Annotated in this window: 14 protein-coding genes and 1 pseudogene; 4 read left to right on the top strand and 11 right to left on the bottom strand. The window is 27.0% G+C overall.

All coding sequences use genetic code 11. The features are described 5' to 3' along the window. The first annotated feature begins 14 nt into the window (after positions 1-14). Positions 15-1,262 (top strand): IS256 family transposase, encoded by a 1,248-nt coding sequence (locus tag ACZ5CK_RS08120; protein ID WP_464581024.1) that lies wholly within the window; start codon positions 15-17, stop codon positions 1,260-1,262. 319 nt (positions 1,263-1,581) lie between these two features. Continuing rightward, a complete protein-coding gene (locus tag ACZ5CK_RS08115; protein ID WP_464581320.1) occupies positions 1,582-2,829 on the top strand; it encodes an IS256 family transposase in 1,248 nt (415 codons plus the stop codon). Positions 2,830-3,189: 360 nt separating this feature from the next. On the opposite strand, the pseudogene ACZ5CK_RS08110 reads toward ACZ5CK_RS08115, so the two are convergent. After that, positions 3,190-4,458: pseudogene (locus tag ACZ5CK_RS08110) on the bottom strand (IS1634 family transposase); the annotation flags it as partial. Between the two features lie 345 nt (positions 4,459-4,803). Between ACZ5CK_RS08110 and ACZ5CK_RS08105 the strand changes: the two are divergent. Both ACZ5CK_RS08105 and ACZ5CK_RS08100 read left to right on the top strand, forming a co-directional pair. Then, complete coding sequence (locus tag ACZ5CK_RS08105; RefSeq protein WP_464581321.1) at positions 4,804-6,360, top strand: ATP-binding protein; 1,557 nt, start codon at positions 4,804-4,806, stop codon at positions 6,358-6,360. Between the two features lie 306 nt (positions 6,361-6,666). Beyond that, positions 6,667-7,914, top strand: a complete 1,248-nt coding sequence (locus ACZ5CK_RS08100; RefSeq protein ID WP_464581320.1) for an IS256 family transposase — start codon at positions 6,667-6,669, stop codon at positions 7,912-7,914. A 368-nt stretch (positions 7,915-8,282) separates the two neighbouring features. Here ACZ5CK_RS08100 and ACZ5CK_RS08095 read toward each other — a convergent pair whose 3' ends face one another. From ACZ5CK_RS08095 to xth, 10 genes are all read right to left on the bottom strand, one after another. Next, positions 8,283-10,262 (bottom strand): ATP-dependent helicase, encoded by a 1,980-nt coding sequence (locus ACZ5CK_RS08095; protein ID WP_464581319.1) that lies wholly within the window; start codon positions 10,260-10,262, stop codon positions 8,283-8,285. Positions 10,263-10,275: 13 nt separating this feature from the next. Beyond that, the gene (gene rpoD / locus ACZ5CK_RS08090; protein ID WP_464581318.1) at positions 10,276-11,538 is read right to left on the bottom strand and encodes an RNA polymerase sigma factor RpoD; all 1,263 of its coding nucleotides are present in this window, start codon (positions 11,536-11,538) and stop codon (positions 10,276-10,278) included. Then, a complete protein-coding gene (dnaG, locus tag ACZ5CK_RS08085; protein WP_464581317.1) occupies positions 11,528-13,270 on the bottom strand; it encodes a DNA primase in 1,743 nt (580 codons plus the stop codon). Before dnaG ends, rpoD begins: the two co-directional genes overlap by 11 nt. An 84-nt stretch (positions 13,271-13,354) precedes the next feature. Further along, complete coding sequence (gene rpsI / locus ACZ5CK_RS08080; RefSeq protein WP_464581316.1) at positions 13,355-13,762, bottom strand: 30S ribosomal protein S9; 408 nt, start codon at positions 13,760-13,762, stop codon at positions 13,355-13,357. Positions 13,763-13,776: 14 nt separating this feature from the next. Then, entirely contained in the window at positions 13,777-14,223 is a 447-nt protein-coding gene (gene rplM, locus ACZ5CK_RS08075) for a 50S ribosomal protein L13 (protein WP_464581315.1), read from the bottom strand. A 17-nt stretch (positions 14,224-14,240) separates the two neighbouring features. Further along, positions 14,241-14,771: an ECF transporter S component gene (locus tag ACZ5CK_RS08070; RefSeq protein ID WP_464581314.1), complete on the bottom strand. Its 531-nt coding sequence runs from the start codon at positions 14,769-14,771 to the stop codon at positions 14,241-14,243. A 12-nt stretch (positions 14,772-14,783) separates the two neighbouring features. Then, positions 14,784-15,062 (bottom strand): 50S ribosomal protein L27, encoded by a 279-nt coding sequence (gene rpmA / locus ACZ5CK_RS08065; RefSeq protein ID WP_464582981.1) that lies wholly within the window; start codon positions 15,060-15,062, stop codon positions 14,784-14,786. Beyond that, positions 15,059-15,352, bottom strand: coding sequence for a ribosomal-processing cysteine protease Prp (locus tag ACZ5CK_RS08060; RefSeq protein ID WP_464581313.1), 294 nt, complete (start codon positions 15,350-15,352; stop codon positions 15,059-15,061). The genes rpmA and ACZ5CK_RS08060 overlap by 4 nt, the downstream gene beginning before the upstream one ends. Beyond that, positions 15,349-15,660 carry a 50S ribosomal protein L21 gene (gene rplU, locus ACZ5CK_RS08055; RefSeq protein WP_464581312.1) on the bottom strand — a complete coding sequence of 104 codons (312 nt, stop codon included), beginning with the start codon at positions 15,658-15,660 and terminating at the stop codon, positions 15,349-15,351. The genes ACZ5CK_RS08060 and rplU overlap by 4 nt, the downstream gene beginning before the upstream one ends. Positions 15,661-15,784: 124 nt before the next feature. Continuing rightward, a complete protein-coding gene (gene xth, locus ACZ5CK_RS08050; protein WP_464581311.1) occupies positions 15,785-16,549 on the bottom strand; it encodes an exodeoxyribonuclease III in 765 nt (254 codons plus the stop codon). Positions 16,550-16,951 lie beyond the last annotated feature (402 nt).

The raw sequence follows: 16,951 nt of genomic DNA, 5'->3' as shown, positions 1-16,951 counted from the left end.
AGGGGGTATTTTAAATGGCAAAGAGAAAGAAAAAAGAAGAAAGTAACATTGAAAAATTAGCAAAGTTAATAGCAAGAGATCCTGAAGTAAACACAATGAAAGACGTATATGACAAGATAAAAGAATTGATGGGACCAATAATACAAGAAATGTTAGAAGCGGAATTAGAAGATGAATTAGGATATGAGAAATACGATAAGGAAAATAAAGAAACGGATAACTCCAGAAATGGATACAGCTCAAAAAAGGTAAGATCAAGCATGGGTGAGATGGAATTGAAAATACCCAGAGATAGAAAGGGTGAATATGAACCGAAAATAATACCAAAATATAAAAGAGATATTTCAGATATTGAAAGTAGAATAATAGGAATGTATGGTTTGGGATTAAGTACGAAAGATATAGTTAGGAATGTTGAAGATATATATGGTGTAGAATTATCAGCTGAAATGATAAGTAAAATTACTAATAAGATATTACCAGAAATTAGAGAATGGCAAAGCAGACCATTAGAAGAGATATACACTTTTGTTTTCATGGATGGAATAGTATTTAAAGTAAAAGATGATGGTGAGATAATTAAAAAGACTGCATATGTTGTAATAGGTGTAAATATTGATGGATTTAAAGAAGTTCTTGGTATATATATAGGTGAAATAGAATCATCAAAATTCTGGTTAAGAGTATTAAATGATTTAAAAAATAGAGGAGTTAAAGATATATTAATAGCTTCAGTAGATGGATTAACAGGATTCCCACAAGCAATTAAAGCAGCATTTCCTGATACTGTAGTACAAAGATGTATAATACATCAAATAAGAAATACATTAAAATATGTTAATTACAAAGATAGAAAAGAACTTGTAAATGATTTAAAAAAAGTATATAAAGCACCCAATAAAGATATAGCTTATTCAAACCTACAAGATTTAAAAGAAAACAAATGGACAAAATACAAATTGGCATTAGAAAGCTGGGAAAAACATTGGGAAACAATATCTCCATATTTTGATTATGGTGATGAAGTAAGAAAAATAATGTACACAACAAATGTAATAGAATCATTGAATAGGCAATATAGAAAAGTGACTAAAAATAAAACATCTTTTCCAAATGATGATGCATTATTAAAAATATTATATTTAGCAACAATAGATGCAACAAAAAGATGGACAGCTCGATATAGAAACTGGAGTAAAGTCCTAAACGAACTATCCATCTTTTTCAAAGAAAGAATCACAAAATACGTCTATAATTCTTAATACAACTAAATTCCAAAATCTGTAATAATCAATAATACATAAAACTAAATGCTAAAAACTAACGCCAAAAATATATTCTTAATTTAATAATGTTAAATCTTGCAGTGAAAATTGCAAAAAGGTGTTTGTTTTCAAAAACTCACATTAAAAACTTCTAGAAATTACTATTAAAGCATATTATAATATAGACGATAATTCATATGAAAATAATTTAAGAATTATAAGAGACCATAAAAAATTTTGTGTAAATAAAAAGTAGAGAAAATAGGTAACCCTCTTCTTGGTATGGTAAAATAAAACCAAGAAGGGGGTTTTTAAAATGGCAAAGAGAAAGAAAAAAGAAGAAAGTAACATTGAAAAGTTAGCAAAGTTAATAGCAAGGGATCCAGAAGTAAACACAATGAAAGACGTATATGACAAGATAAAAGAATTGATGGGACCAATAATACAAGAAATGTTAGAAGCAGAATTAGAAGATGAATTAGGATATGAGAAATACGATAAGGAAAATAAAGAAACGGATAACTCCAGAAATGGATACAGCTCAAAAAAGGTAAGATCAAGCATGGGTGAGATGGAATTGAAAATACCCAGAGATAGAAAGGGTGAATATGAACCGAAAATAATACCAAAATATAAAAGAGATATTTCAGATATTGAAAGTAGAATAATAGGAATGTATGGTTTGGGATTAAGTACGAAAGATATAGTTAGGAATGTTGAAGATATATATGGTGTAGAATTATCAGCTGAAATGATAAGTAAAATTACTAATAAGATATTACCAGAAATTAGAGAATGGCAAAGCAGACCATTAGAAGAGATATACACTTTTGTTTTCATGGATGGAATAGTATTTAAAGTAAAAGATGATGGTGAGATAATTAAAAAGACTGCATATGTTGTAATAGGTGTAAATATTGATGGATTTAAAGAAGTTCTTGGTATATATATAGGTGAAATAGAATCATCAAAATTCTGGTTAAGAGTATTAAATGATTTAAAAAATAGAGGAGTTAAAGATATATTAATAGCTTCAGTAGATGGATTAACTGGATTTCCACAAGCAATTAAAGCAGCATTTCCTGATACTGTAGTACAAAGATGTATAATACATCAAATAAGAAATACATTAAAATATGTTAATTACAAAGATAGAAAAGAACTTGTAAATGATTTAAAAAAAGTATATAAAGCACCGAATAAAAATATAGCCTATTCAAATCTACAAGATTTAAAAGAAAACAAATGGACAAAATACAAATTGGCATTAGAAAGCTGGGAAAAACATTGGGAAACAATATCTCCATATTTTGATTATGGTGATGAAGTAAGAAAAATAATGTATACAACAAATGTAATAGAATCATTGAATAGGCAATATAGAAAAGTGACTAAAAATAAAACATCTTTTCCAAATGATGATGCATTATTAAAAATATTATATTTAGCAACAATAGATGCAACAAAAAGATGGACAGCTCGATATAGAAACTGGAGTAAAGTCCTAAACGAACTATCCATCTTTTTCAAAGAAAGAATCACAAAATACGTCTATAATTCTTAATACAACTAAATTCCAAAATCTGTAATAATCAATAATACATAAAACTAAATGCTAAAAACTAACGCCAAAAATATATTCTTAATTTAATAATGTTAAATCTTGCAGTGAAAATTGCAAAAAGGTGTTTGTTTTTAAAAATCCACATCAAAAACTTCTGAAAATTACTATTAAAGCATATTACAATATAGACGATAATTCATATGAAAATAATTTAAAAATAATAATCTAATTTAATTAATTTATTACCATCCAAGAAGAGGTATTTACACAAAAAATTACATGCTACCAATTATAATCCAATTTAATTAATTTATTACCATCCAAGAAGAGGTATTTACACAAAAAATTACATGCTACCAATGTTTCTTCTACTTTCCATAATGTATGATACTGTTCTAATATTTGTTTTGGATTTAATTTAGTATTTGTCATTATTCCATAATATCCATCGTATTTTTCATCATTTTTTATTTTTTCATTATCTAATATATAATTCTGTTTATTTTCTTCTTTTAAATATTTTTTAGCTCCTCTTTTATTCATTGAATCTACATTATTATTTTCAAGCATTTTCTTTGCTTTTTCAATTAATCTAAGTCTATCTGCTCTATCTTTTTTAGCTCTTTCTTCTGAATATATTATGAGTAATCTATTATTATCGTATTGAACTTCTCTATATTTTATTCCTTTTGCTATTTCTATGAATTCTCCATCAAATATATTTACTTTTTTTAATTGTTTAATTGATTTACCTACTATGAATTCATAATTGGAATTTTCTACTACTTCTATATTTTTTTTACTCATCATTCCTCTATCTGATACTACTATTACTTTTCCTAATTGATATTCTTTTTTCATTGTTTCAACTGCATCTTTAAATGTATGTCCTTCAAATGTATTACCTGGATATATATCAAAACTCACTGGCATTTTATCTTGATCTATTGACATACCTAATACTATTTGTGATTCATTAAATTTCTTATCTTTTGAATATCCCATTTGTAATATCTCATTTGTTTGTTGTGTTTCAAAGGCTAATGTAGTTACATCGTAAAATACTAAATCTACTGTTGTATTAAACAAACTTATTCTTTGATTATACAAATGTTTTTCTATACCTTCTTTATTTTCTGCTAATACATCTAATGTTCTATACAACCAATGCAACATAACTTCATCTTTTTCTAATTCTTTTCCTTCACTAACTTCTACTGGTGTATATCCTAAATATTCTAAATTATTAAATATTCCTAATTTACTCCTCGGTTCTATTATTCTATTCATTACCATTATTTTTAACATCTCTTCTACATCATATGTTGTATTCATCTTCTCAAAATATCTTTTCATTTCATATCTGTCAAATATCTTATTTACTATTAATCGTATTCCGTAATTCTTTCTTGCTATTTCTTCCATTAAATCATCATCTATTTTTTCGTATCCTTCTATTTCAAATATCCTTAACAAACTATCTACAAGTTTAATTATATCTTTTTTAGTGTAATTATCAACATTTCCAAAATTTACCACTGTCTTTTGTTTAACCTTCTTACCTTCTCTTACACTTTCCATTATCCTTAAATATCTCTTACCTTTAACTTTTGATATTTTAGGATACATTATAATCATCCCCTTTTAGTGGTTGTCATATATATTATACCACTAAAAGAAGCTAAATAACAATATGTATAGTTAATTATATGTAACAAAAGTTAGCCACACATTTTTTCGACTTCCTGAAAAATACGCACCTCAAACCCGCATTCTACCGTCCTATTTACCCAAAAATCGCCATTTTTGTGTCAAAGTCAGGAGAATTTAATACTTTAAAAATTTTTATAGAAAATATAATTTATTAAAATTTATTAATAAAGTGTCTGATTTTGATTAAAGATCAGGCACTTTATTTTTTATGATAATGTTTATTATTTCTTATATGGTATAATTGAACCGGAGGTGGAAACAATGAAAAAATTGCCTATCGGAATACAGGATTATAAAAAAATAATAGAAGGAAATTATATATATGTAGATAAAACAAAATATATATTTGATTTAATAAGTTCAGAAGTGCCAATATTTCTATCTCGACCAAGGAGATTTGGAAAAAGTTTAACAATATCGACATTATATTACATATTCAAAGGAGAAAAAGAATTATTTAAAAATACATATATATATGACAAATGGGAATTTAAAGAATATCCAATAATAAAATTTGATATGTCTGATAATACCTTAACAACATATGAAACTTTTATAGAATCTTTAGACGAAGTAATAAATAAAATATATATAAATGAAGAAATACCAGTAATAAAAAATAATATTCCAACAAAATTTGGTAATTTAATAGAAAGTTTAAATAAAAAATATAATGAGAAAGTAGTAATATTAATAGATGAATATGAATCACCAATATTAGAGCATATAAACAATAAAAAAGAAGCAGAAAAAATAAGAGGATTCTTAAGAGAATTCTATAAAAAAGTAAAAACAAAAGATGAATACATAAAATTCGTATTCATAACAGGAATAACGAAATTCACCAAAACGGGAGTATTCTCTGCGTTAAACAATCTAAATGATATATCATTAGACAATGACTATTCACAAATGTTAGGTTATACACAAGAAGAGTTAGAAAGTTACTTTAAAGAATATATAAAAGAAACAGCAAAAAAATTAAAAGTAACAGAAAAAGAACTATTACAAGAAATGAAAAAATATTATAATGGATTCTCATTTGATGGAGAACACTTTGTATATAATCCATTTTCAATATTAAAATTCTTCCAAAAAAAGAAATTTCAAAATTACTGGTTTGAAAGTGGATCACCATCATTTATATATGAATATGTAAAAGGAAGAAAAATAGAATACGAAGATTTAGTAAAATACACAGTAAATTCATTAGACTTTACAACAAGAGAAATAGAAGATGCGAATGCGAATATATTCTTTGCACAAGCAGGATATTTAACCTTTAAAGGAAAAGAAAAATATGGACTTGAAGAAGAGTATATATTAGATTATCCGAACCTTGAAGTAAAAAATAGTTTCTCAAAATTAATATTAGAAGCAAATTATAATTTAGAAAATGATAAGATAAAGGAATTAAATAAAGCAATATGGAAATTATTATCAAGAAATAAAATAGAAGAAATAATAGAAGAAATAAAAAGGATAATAAGTGCAATACCATATAACTTACATCAAAAAAGAGAAAGTTATTATCATTCATTAATATATACAATATTAGCCTCAGCAGGATTAAACGTAACAGCAGAAGAATTAACAAATCTTGGAAGAAGTGACTTAGTATTAGAACATAATAATAAAATATATATATTTGAAATAAAATTAGACAAAAGTGCAAAAGAAGCGATAAACCAAATAAAAGAAAAGAAATATTATGAAAAATATATGAGTAAAAATAATGAAAAAGAAATATATATAATAGGAATAAATATAAACTCTGACAAAAGAAATATTGATGATTATATGATTGAAAAAATATAATATTACAAATAAAATTAAAATTCCCTGAAAAGGGAAGTTAGTCTATAGTCAAAGTACAAAAAAACTTATTTAAACACGTGATTGCTAAACTGAAAAAATTAATCATTCTCGATTTCCGTTCAGAACCGCATCCATACTCGGCTTCATTCAAAATTAAATCTATGTGATTTTGGAAACCTCCATTCATAATTTTTAAAAAATCACTAGAAAAGAGACCATAAAAAATTTTGTGTAAATAAAAAGTAGAGAAAATAGGTAACCCTCTTCTTGGTATGGTAAAATAAAACCAAGAAGGGGGTTTTTAAAATGGCAAAGAGAAAGAAAAAAGAAGAAAGTAACATTGAAAAGTTAGCAAAGTTAATAGCAAGGGATCCAGAAGTAAACACAATGAAAGACGTATATGACAAGATAAAAGAATTGATGGGACCAATAATACAAGAAATGTTAGAAGCAGAATTAGAAGATGAATTAGGATATGAGAAATACGATAAGGAAAATAAAGAAACGGATAACTCCAGAAATGGATACAGCTCAAAAAAGGTAAGATCAAGCATGGGTGAGATGGAATTGAAAATACCCAGAGATAGAAAGGGTGAATATGAACCGAAAATAATACCAAAATATAAAAGAGATATTTCAGATATTGAAAGTAGAATAATAGGAATGTATGGTTTGGGATTAAGTACGAAAGATATAGTTAGGAATGTTGAAGATATATATGGTGTAGAATTATCAGCTGAAATGATAAGTAAAATTACTAATAAGATATTACCAGAAATTAGAGAATGGCAAAGCAGACCATTAGAAGAGATATACACTTTTGTTTTCATGGATGGAATAGTATTTAAAGTAAAAGATGATGGTGAGATAATTAAAAAGACTGCATATGTTGTAATAGGTGTAAATATTGATGGATTTAAAGAAGTTCTTGGTATATATATAGGTGAAATAGAATCATCAAAATTCTGGTTAAGAGTATTAAATGATTTAAAAAATAGAGGAGTTAAAGATATATTAATAGCTTCAGTAGATGGATTAACTGGATTTCCACAAGCAATTAAAGCAGCATTTCCTGATACTGTAGTACAAAGATGTATAATACATCAAATAAGAAATACATTAAAATATGTTAATTACAAAGATAGAAAAGAACTTGTAAATGATTTAAAAAAAGTATATAAAGCACCGAATAAAAATATAGCCTATTCAAATCTACAAGATTTAAAAGAAAACAAATGGACAAAATACAAATTGGCATTAGAAAGCTGGGAAAAACATTGGGAAACAATATCTCCATATTTTGATTATGGTGATGAAGTAAGAAAAATAATGTATACAACAAATGTAATAGAATCATTGAATAGGCAATATAGAAAAGTGACTAAAAATAAAACATCTTTTCCAAATGATGATGCATTATTAAAAATATTATATTTAGCAACAATAGATGCAACAAAAAGATGGACAGCTCGATATAGAAACTGGAGTAAAGTCCTAAACGAACTATCCATCTTTTTCAAAGAAAGAATCACAAAATACGTCTATAATTCTTAATACAACTAAATTCCAAAATCTGTAATAATCAATAATACATAAAACTAAATGCTAAAAACTAACGCCAAAAATATATTCTTAATTTAATAATGTTAAATCTTGCAGTGAAAATTGCAAAAAGGTGTTTGTTTTTAAAAATCCACATCAAAAACTTCTGAAAATTACTATTAAAGCATATTACAATATAGACGATAATTCATATGAAAATAATTTAAAAATAATAATCTAATTTAATTAATTTATTACCATCCAAGAAGAGGTATTTACACAAAAAATTACATGCTACCCTAGAAAAGTATGTTAGTGTTTGGAGATAAAAAGCATTTTATGTTCTTGAATGAATTAATAGCTCCTCAAAATTTGAGGAGCTATTCTGTATATCCAATTTTCCAATATTCGACAAGTCTATTTGGTATTTTATCCGTAAAATCTGGAAGTTTTTGCCTCATATAAAATGAATTACCATAATAAGGTTTAGCAGTGCCAGTTAATTGTTTTACAATATATAATTCATCCTTAGCTCTTGTTACTGCAACATAGAAAAGTCTTTCTTCTTCGTCTAATTTCTTTTCTTTCAAAGCCATACCATTAGGAAAATCACCAGGATTTACTGAAATTATTATTACAACTTTCCATTCAAGCCCTTTTGCACCATGAACCGTGGTTAAAGTTACTTTTTCCACATTTCTGTCTTTTTCTGCACCTTGAATTTCAATGTTTTCACTTAAAGCCAATTCTTCAAGGAATTTATCAAGAGTTTCATACCTTGAAGCAATTTCTGATAGTCTTTCAACATCTAATTTTCTTGAATAAGCGTCTTTAAAATTTAATTCAAGATATTCTCTATAGAATTCCAGATAAACATAATCAATTAAATCTTGTGGGTTTTCTGTTTCATTTTCATATAAGTATAATATAATGTCTTTTAATTTAGGATATTTCTTTAAGTTAATATGTTCAAATGCATCATATGGTGTAGTATATTCCATCAAATTAGCATAAAATTCATTTGTGATTTTCGTCATTGTTTTTTGACCGATTCCAGGAAATAATTTTAATACTCTTGACCAAGATATGTTATCAAAAGGATTATTTATTATTTTCAAAAATGCCATAATATCTTTAATATGTCTTGTTTCAATAAATCTCTTACCTGATAATAATTTATATGATATTTTATTTGCATCGAGCTTTTGTTGTAATGTCATAGATAAACTGTGAGAACGATATAATATAGCAATATCCTCTGGTGAAATGCCTTCATCGAATTTATTTTCTATTAATTGAACAACAAATTCTGCCTGTTCTAATTCATCATATGTTTTTACAATTTTTGGTTTAATATCAAAAGATGATCTATAAGGTTTAAGTTTCTTTGGTATAGAATGTGTAGGAATTAAATAATTTTCTAATTCTACAATTTCTGGAGTACTTCTATAGTTTGTTTGAATTTTAAATAATTTCACATTATCGTGATTTTGGAAATCCTCAACATTTTCAAATCTTGATCCTCTAAATGAATATATACTTTGAGAATCATCACCGACTACAATTAGATTTTTATGAACACTGGATAAAAATTCAACTATTCTCAATTGAACTAAACTGGTATCCTGAAACTCATCAACCAATACCCATTTATATTTAGAAGCAATATGATTTCTAATATCTTCATTATTTTCTAAAAGACGTAATGTGTTTACTAACATATCATCATAATCCATAGCATTTATTTTTTGTTTTAATTCTAAATAATTCATATAAATTTTTTCTATGTCTTCTTCATAATCTATTAAATATGAAGCAATATCTAAAATAGCTTCTCTTAATGATTTTAAAGTATTTGCTGCATATCCTACAATTTTTAGAATAACACCTTCATTTGGTATTTGTTTAGCTTCTTCTTTAGTTAAGTTTCCCTTATATTCATTTTTAGCAATTCTCATTAAATCTTTAGCATCTTCGGAATCAAGAATGGAGAAATTATTTTCGTAACCGAGAACTTTAGCATATCGTCTTAAAAGCATATTACACACGTGATGGAATGTTCCGGCGGTTAATGGGGAAGTGTCTATATTAGTAACGTTTCTAACCCTTTCTATCATTTCTCTAGCAGAAGCTCTTGTAAAAGTAACAAGTAGAATATTTTCCGGTTTTATTCCTTGAGATAACAAATAAGCTATTTTATATGTAATAACCCGGGTTTTCCCAGAACCCGGGCCAGCTATTATAAGAGACCTTCCGTTAGAATTGGTAACCGCTTTTAACTGTTCTTCGTCAAGTTCTTCTTTGAAAAATTCTGGAATAACATATTCACTTTTTTTTATATTAAAAACTTTTTCTTCCATATTAATCCTCCGATTATAATTCTTTACCTAACATGGAACTTAATTCTTTTAATTGAGCACTTCTGCTTGGGTGTCTTAATTTTCTTAAAGCTTTTACTTCTATTTGTCTAATTCTTTCTCTGGTTACATTAAAATATTGACCAACTTCTTCTAATGTTTTAACTTTCCCATCAAGAAGGCCATATCTCATTTTTAACACCATAGCTTCTCTAGGTTGTAATGTATCTAATATCTTTTCTAATTCTTCCCTTAATAACATTTTCATAGCAACTTCAGAAGGTTTGTCTAATGAATCATCTGCTATAAAATCTCCAATAGTTGAATCATCTTCATCAGATGAACCAAGCGGAGAATCTGCAGAAATAGTTTCTCTTGCAGTAAGCAATATTTCATTTACTTTTTCTATAGGTTTTCCAGTTAATTCTGCTAATTTTTCAGGAGAAGGATATTCTCCATATTCTTGAAGGTATTCTCTTATTATTTTATTGAATTTATTTATAGTTTCAACCATATGAACAGGAATTCTTATAGTTCTTGCTTGATCAGCAATAGCTCTTGTAATAGCCTGTCTTATCCACCAGGTTGCATATGTGCTAAATTTAAATCCTTTTTTATAGTCAAATTTATTTACTGCTTTAATAAGACCAATATTTCCTTCTTGGATTAAATCAAGGAATGATAAACCTCTTCCAACATATTTTTTTGCGATAGAGATAACCAATCTTAAGTTAGCTCTTATTAATTCATCTCTTGCTTTTTTGTTGCCTTCATGAGCTCTTTTAGCCAACCTTTTTTCCCTTTGGGGCGTTAATAATTTAATTTTACCAATTTCTTTTAAATAAACTTTTATAGGATCTTTTAAAGACATATTATCAAATACCTGTGTTTCACCATCTTCTAAATAATCCATTAATTCAATTGTAGCAGCTCCATCAGATTCAATCATATCTTCAATTTCTTGAATGCTGTCATCATCTAATTGATTTCCATCATCAATCACTATGCCTTCTTTATCTAACGCTTCATATATTCTTTCTATTAATTCAGTATCTAATTCTGTTGGCAATAACTTATCTATATCTTCATAGGTTAGAACCATATTATTCTTTTTGGCTTTTTTTACTAAATCTTTTACAATTTTTTCAAATGGCTTTGGTGGCTTATAGCTTTTCTTTTTCTTTTTTACAGTAACATATTCTTCAGAAGTAGCAACTTCTTTGTCTATTTCTAAATCTGCAATGTCTTCAATTGCCTTCATTAAGTCTTTATCTGCCATTAAAAACACCTCCTCGCTTTTTGAGGGTAGCGAGTATTTCAAAAATTTTTCTCATTATTTCCTTTTTCTCTTTAGGATCATTAGTGCTATTTAATTTCTTTCTTAATTCCTTAACTATTTTCTCTTTTTTTATTCTCTCCACTGAATCTATTAGACTTAAAAATACTCGCTCTGGTTCTAAATCATAGTCAAAATTCCATGAAAATTTAATTAAATCTACTAATTCTTCACTAGCTTGTTCTAAAATTTCAGAAAGTTCATGTTTATTTTCTATATATTCTAGAAATTCTTTCCCTAATCCTTCAAAATCTTTTGAAGAAAGTTTTTCTGTCAATTTTTTTCTATATTTTTTATGTTTAATCCATAACCATATTAATTGTTTATCCAATTCATTATACTTTTTTTCTTTATTAGAAAACTCTTCTTCATTTTGTGCAGAAATATAAGGAATTACTTTCTTATTAAATTTCTTATATTTCAATATATTGTCAATTGCTTTTTTTATATTAGTTTCAGGCTTTAATAGAATTAAAGAAATCCTTTTAATAAACGTATCAAGTATAGCAGCATGTTTTGAACGTTGAAACTTTAAATACCATTCTGCCATTTTTTCAAGATATTGTTCTATTCCAAATTCATCATTTAAATTATATTTATCTTTAAAATATTCTGGGATAAATTCATAGAATTTTTTAGAGTTTTCTAATGTGTTTAATATTCCCTTAGATCCAGATTTTCTGATTAATTCATCGGGATCTTTAGAATTGTATTGAGCAATAGCTACTTGGAATCCATAAGATAATAAATAATCTAAAGATTTTAATGTTGCATTTTGCCCAGCAGAATCCATATCAAACATAGTAATAACTTTATCTGTTAATTTTATTAATTTTTTGGCATGATTTGATGTAAATGCAGAACCAAGAATAGCTACTGTGTTTTCAAAGCCATTAATATGCATGTTTATAGCATCAAAATAACCTTCAACTAATATAGAATATTTTTCTCTTTTAATAATATTTTTTGATCTATCGTATAAAAATAATATATTCGATTTTTGAAAGAATTTATTTTCTGGACTATTTAAATATTTTGGATTTTCATTATTTATAGATCTTCCTGCAAAAGCAACAACTCTTCCAAAATCATCTTTTATTGGAATTATTATTCTATTAGAAAAAATTTCACTACCATCTTTTCTAATTATTCCTAATTCATTACCAAGGGTTATAGGTAAATCAAAATCATCTAAAATAGAAGATTTTAAAGAACCATTTGAAAACCCTAAATCAAATTTATCTGCATATTCTATTGTAATTCCTCTATTATTTAAATACTTCCATGCAGGGTGAGAATTTGATAAATTCAAAAGAATTTCTTTATACTTTTTATGATAATTTTCAAATATCTGTAATTCTATAGGTAATTCTCTCTGTTTTAAATATTGAGAAATATCTATACCAGCCAATGATGCAGCTTTTTTTACTGCATCAATAAAATTTAATTGTTCGTATTTTTGAATAAAGCTAATAGGGTCTCCATGAGCTCCACATCCAAAACAGTGAAAAGTGTTTGTAGCTGGGAAAATAAAAAATGAAGGAGTATCTTCAGGATGAAATGGACACAAAGCAGTGTAATTCTTTCCAGTTTTTTTTAAGGAAAGATAATTCCCAACAATATCTTTAATACTCAATCTTGAGTTTATTTCATCTATGACTTCTTTTGGTATCAAAATACCCTCATCTCCATATAGCAAAAGTATGGGAACGGAAAAACCGTTCCCTTATTATGCAGCATTTTGGATATATAACAAGAATCATCTCTTTGAGAATTGTGGAGCTCTTCTTGCTTTTCTTAAACCATATTTCTTTCTTTCTACTTCTCTTGGATCTCTTGTTAATAATCCGTGTTTTCTTAAAACAGGTCTTAAGTTTTCATCAAATTGTAATAAAGCTCTTGCAATGCCTAATCTAATAGCACCAGCTTGACCATTCATTCCGCCGCCTTCTACAGTTATAACTAAATCGAATTTTCCTTCGTTTTCTGTAACTGCTAAAGGTTCTAAAGCGTGTTTAGACCATACAGGATTATTATTGAAGTATTGAGTTAAATTTTCAAATTCTTTTTTATTAACTCTAACTTTTCCTTCTCCTGGTCTTAAATGTACTCTTGCAATAGAAGCTTTTCTTCTACCTGTACCGTAATAATCTATTAATTCAGCCATGTATTATTCCCTCCTTATAATTCCAACTTTTCTGGTTTTTGTGCTTCATGAGGGTGATTAGAACCAGAATAAACCTTTAATTTTTTGAACATATGTCTTCCTAATGTAGTACTTGGAAGCATACCTTTAACGGCTTTTTCGATTAACCTTTCAGGATATTTTTCTAAAATTTCTTTAGCTGTTTGTTCCTTAATTCCTCCAGGATAACCTGTATGTCTATAATATTTCTTTTGAGTCAATTTTTTACCTGTTAAAACTATTTTTTCAGCATTTATCACAATTACATAATCACCTGTATCAACATGAGGTGTATATGTTGGTTTATGTTTTCCTTGTAATATTTTAGCAACTTGAGATGCTAATCTACCTAATGACATTCCAGTAGCATCAACTACATACCATTTTCTTTCAATTTCTTCATTTTTTGCTAAATAACTCTTTTGAGTCATAATTGAAGCCATTTTGCTGTCCTCCTTTCTTAGGAAAAAAAGTTTTTAATTCTTTTATATAGCAAGTCCCCTAATATTGCATTTGCAATAAATTTTATTAAGTTAAAACTTATTATAGTGATAATAAGCGTCCATGGAGTTAATCCGAAATATTTTGCTGCATCATTAAAAGACATTTTAAAATATATCGGTATAATAGCCATATTCATTAAAACCATTGCAATTCCAACACCAAATGCTGCTACAACATATTTAATATATTTATTTATATTTAATCTAAAGATTGCAATAATTGAAATAAAAGTAAAAATAGCAACAAAATCCATTGAAACTCCAATTAAATCTCCTGATTTTACAAAATAAAAAACAAGATCTTTTGTTATTAATGAAAACATAGCTGTTTTCCAATCAAACAAAAACAATGATGCAATGATTAGTAAAGCACTTGGATCATACTTTAAAAAATTAGCAAAAGGGAAAATAGGAAATTCTAAAAACATTAATAGTACAGATAAAGCTCCTAATATTCCTGCCGTGGATAAGATTTTTACACGGCTCATGCTATCACCAACTTACCTTTCAGGGTAAACACTTACTAATTTTCTATTGTTTTTGACTTCAAACTTTACATAACCTTCTATTTTAGCAAATATTGTATGATCTTTTCCCATTCCTACATTGTTTCCTGGATGGAATCTAGTTCCTCTTTGTCTAACAATTATATTTCCAGGAATAACTTTTTGTCCATCACTCTTTTTTACGCCAAGATATTTAGGGTTACTATCTCTTCCGTTTCTTGCAGTACCCCCACTCTTTTTGGAAGAAAAGAGTTGAAGATTTATTTTCATTATATATTCACCTCCACTTTCAAGTTATCAGGATAACTCTCTTCAATGCTTTTTAGTGCATCGTGTAGATATTTTATCAATTTATCAGATATTTCATTATCTTTCCAGCTGATTTTTAAATATCCATCTTTTTTCTTATATTCTCCACTATTCTCATTTTTGATTATTTCCGCAACAAATTGAGTTAAAATACTTACAGCACTACAAACAATGTCTTTTCCAAATTCATCAAATTCAGCATGTCCTTTAATTTCAACAAAATTCTTTTTGAAATTAAATTTTACATTGATCATGCTTCAATCTTTTTAATTTTTAAAGCTGTGTAATGTTGGCGATGTCCTTTTTTTCTTCTGTAATTTTTTCTTCCTCGGAACTTTACTACTAAAACCTTTTTATCTTTTCCGTGTTCTACAACTTCGGCAACAACTTTAGCATTTTCCACATAAGGTTTTCCAACTTTAGCCGAATCCCCTTTTACGAATAAAACCTTATCTAGGATAACTTCGGAACCAGGCTCATATCCGTTTAATTTTTCTGTGTAAAGTTCCATGCCTTCTTCTACTTTGTACTGTTTTCCGCCAACTTCGATAATAGCGTACATATAGTCACCTCCTCTTGGAATAATAATAGTGGGCTAAGGTACCATTACGGTTTTGAGACCTTAGACCCTTTCCGGAATATTTTATCATATTTCACCCTAAACATTGATTAAACTTATGTTAAAATTATAAATCAATTTCAATGCTAATAGGACAATGGTCAGACCCCATTATATCAGATAAAATAAATGCATCTTTAAGTTTATTTTTTAAAGAATTAGTTATAAAGAAATAATCTATTCTCCATCCTACATTTCTTTCCCTTGCTCTTGTTTTATAATCCCACCATGTGTAATTATTAGGTTCTTTATTAAACATTCTAAATGTATCTATAAAACCACTATCTAATAATTTATCAATCCATTCTCTTTCAATTGGTAAAAAACCAGAAGTATTTTCATTTTCTTTTGGCCTTGCAAGATCGATTTCTGTATGAGCAGTATTAACGTCTCCACATATAATAATGTTTGGTTGATTCTTTTTATAATCTTCTAAAAATTCTAATAAATAATAGTAGAAATCCATTTTATATTGTAACCTTTCATCACGAGCCTTTCCGTTAGGAAAGTATATATTAAATAATGAAAAATTTTCATATTCTGTGATTAATGTTCTACCTTCTGAATCGAATTTTTCATTTCCAAAACCTTTTAATACATTTTTTGGTTCGATTTTAGTAAAAGTAGCGACACCGCTATATCCTTTTTTTTCAGCAGAAACAAAATATTTTTTCCATGGACCATGCTCAAGAAATTTTTTTGTTAATTGTTCTTCTCTTGCCTTAGTTTCTTGAATACATAATATATCAGGATCTTCCTTATCAAGAAATTCCACAAATCCTTTTTTTATTGCTGCTCTTATTCCATTAACATTCCAGGATAATATTTTCATAATTTACCTCCGTGTTCATATTTTCAATTTCATATATATATTATAAAATATTATTTTAGTTAAAATAAATAATTTACAGAGAAAGATAGTTTTTTGGACTAAGCTTAAAAGCTTGCGACTGTAGTTATCTTCCCTTTTTGCCATGTTTTAGAGAATTAAGAATTAAGCTTGCACGAACCACGGTTGTATGAAAAAAGGAGGCGTTTTCGTATGATTATTGTATTACATTCATATTCATTAAAAACTTCATGAAATCTTTTAGTCATTCTAAAACAAATAAGACGAATGCTAAAAACATTGCTAAAGCTATATACATATTGAGTGATTTCGCTATTAAGTCATTTGAACCTGGAAATCTAATAATAAATATCATAATACATATAAAATAATTACTTCAATTAC

This window comes from Marinitoga okinawensis, assembly GCF_055387075.1.
This window is presented reverse-complemented; position numbering and strand designations above follow the sequence as displayed.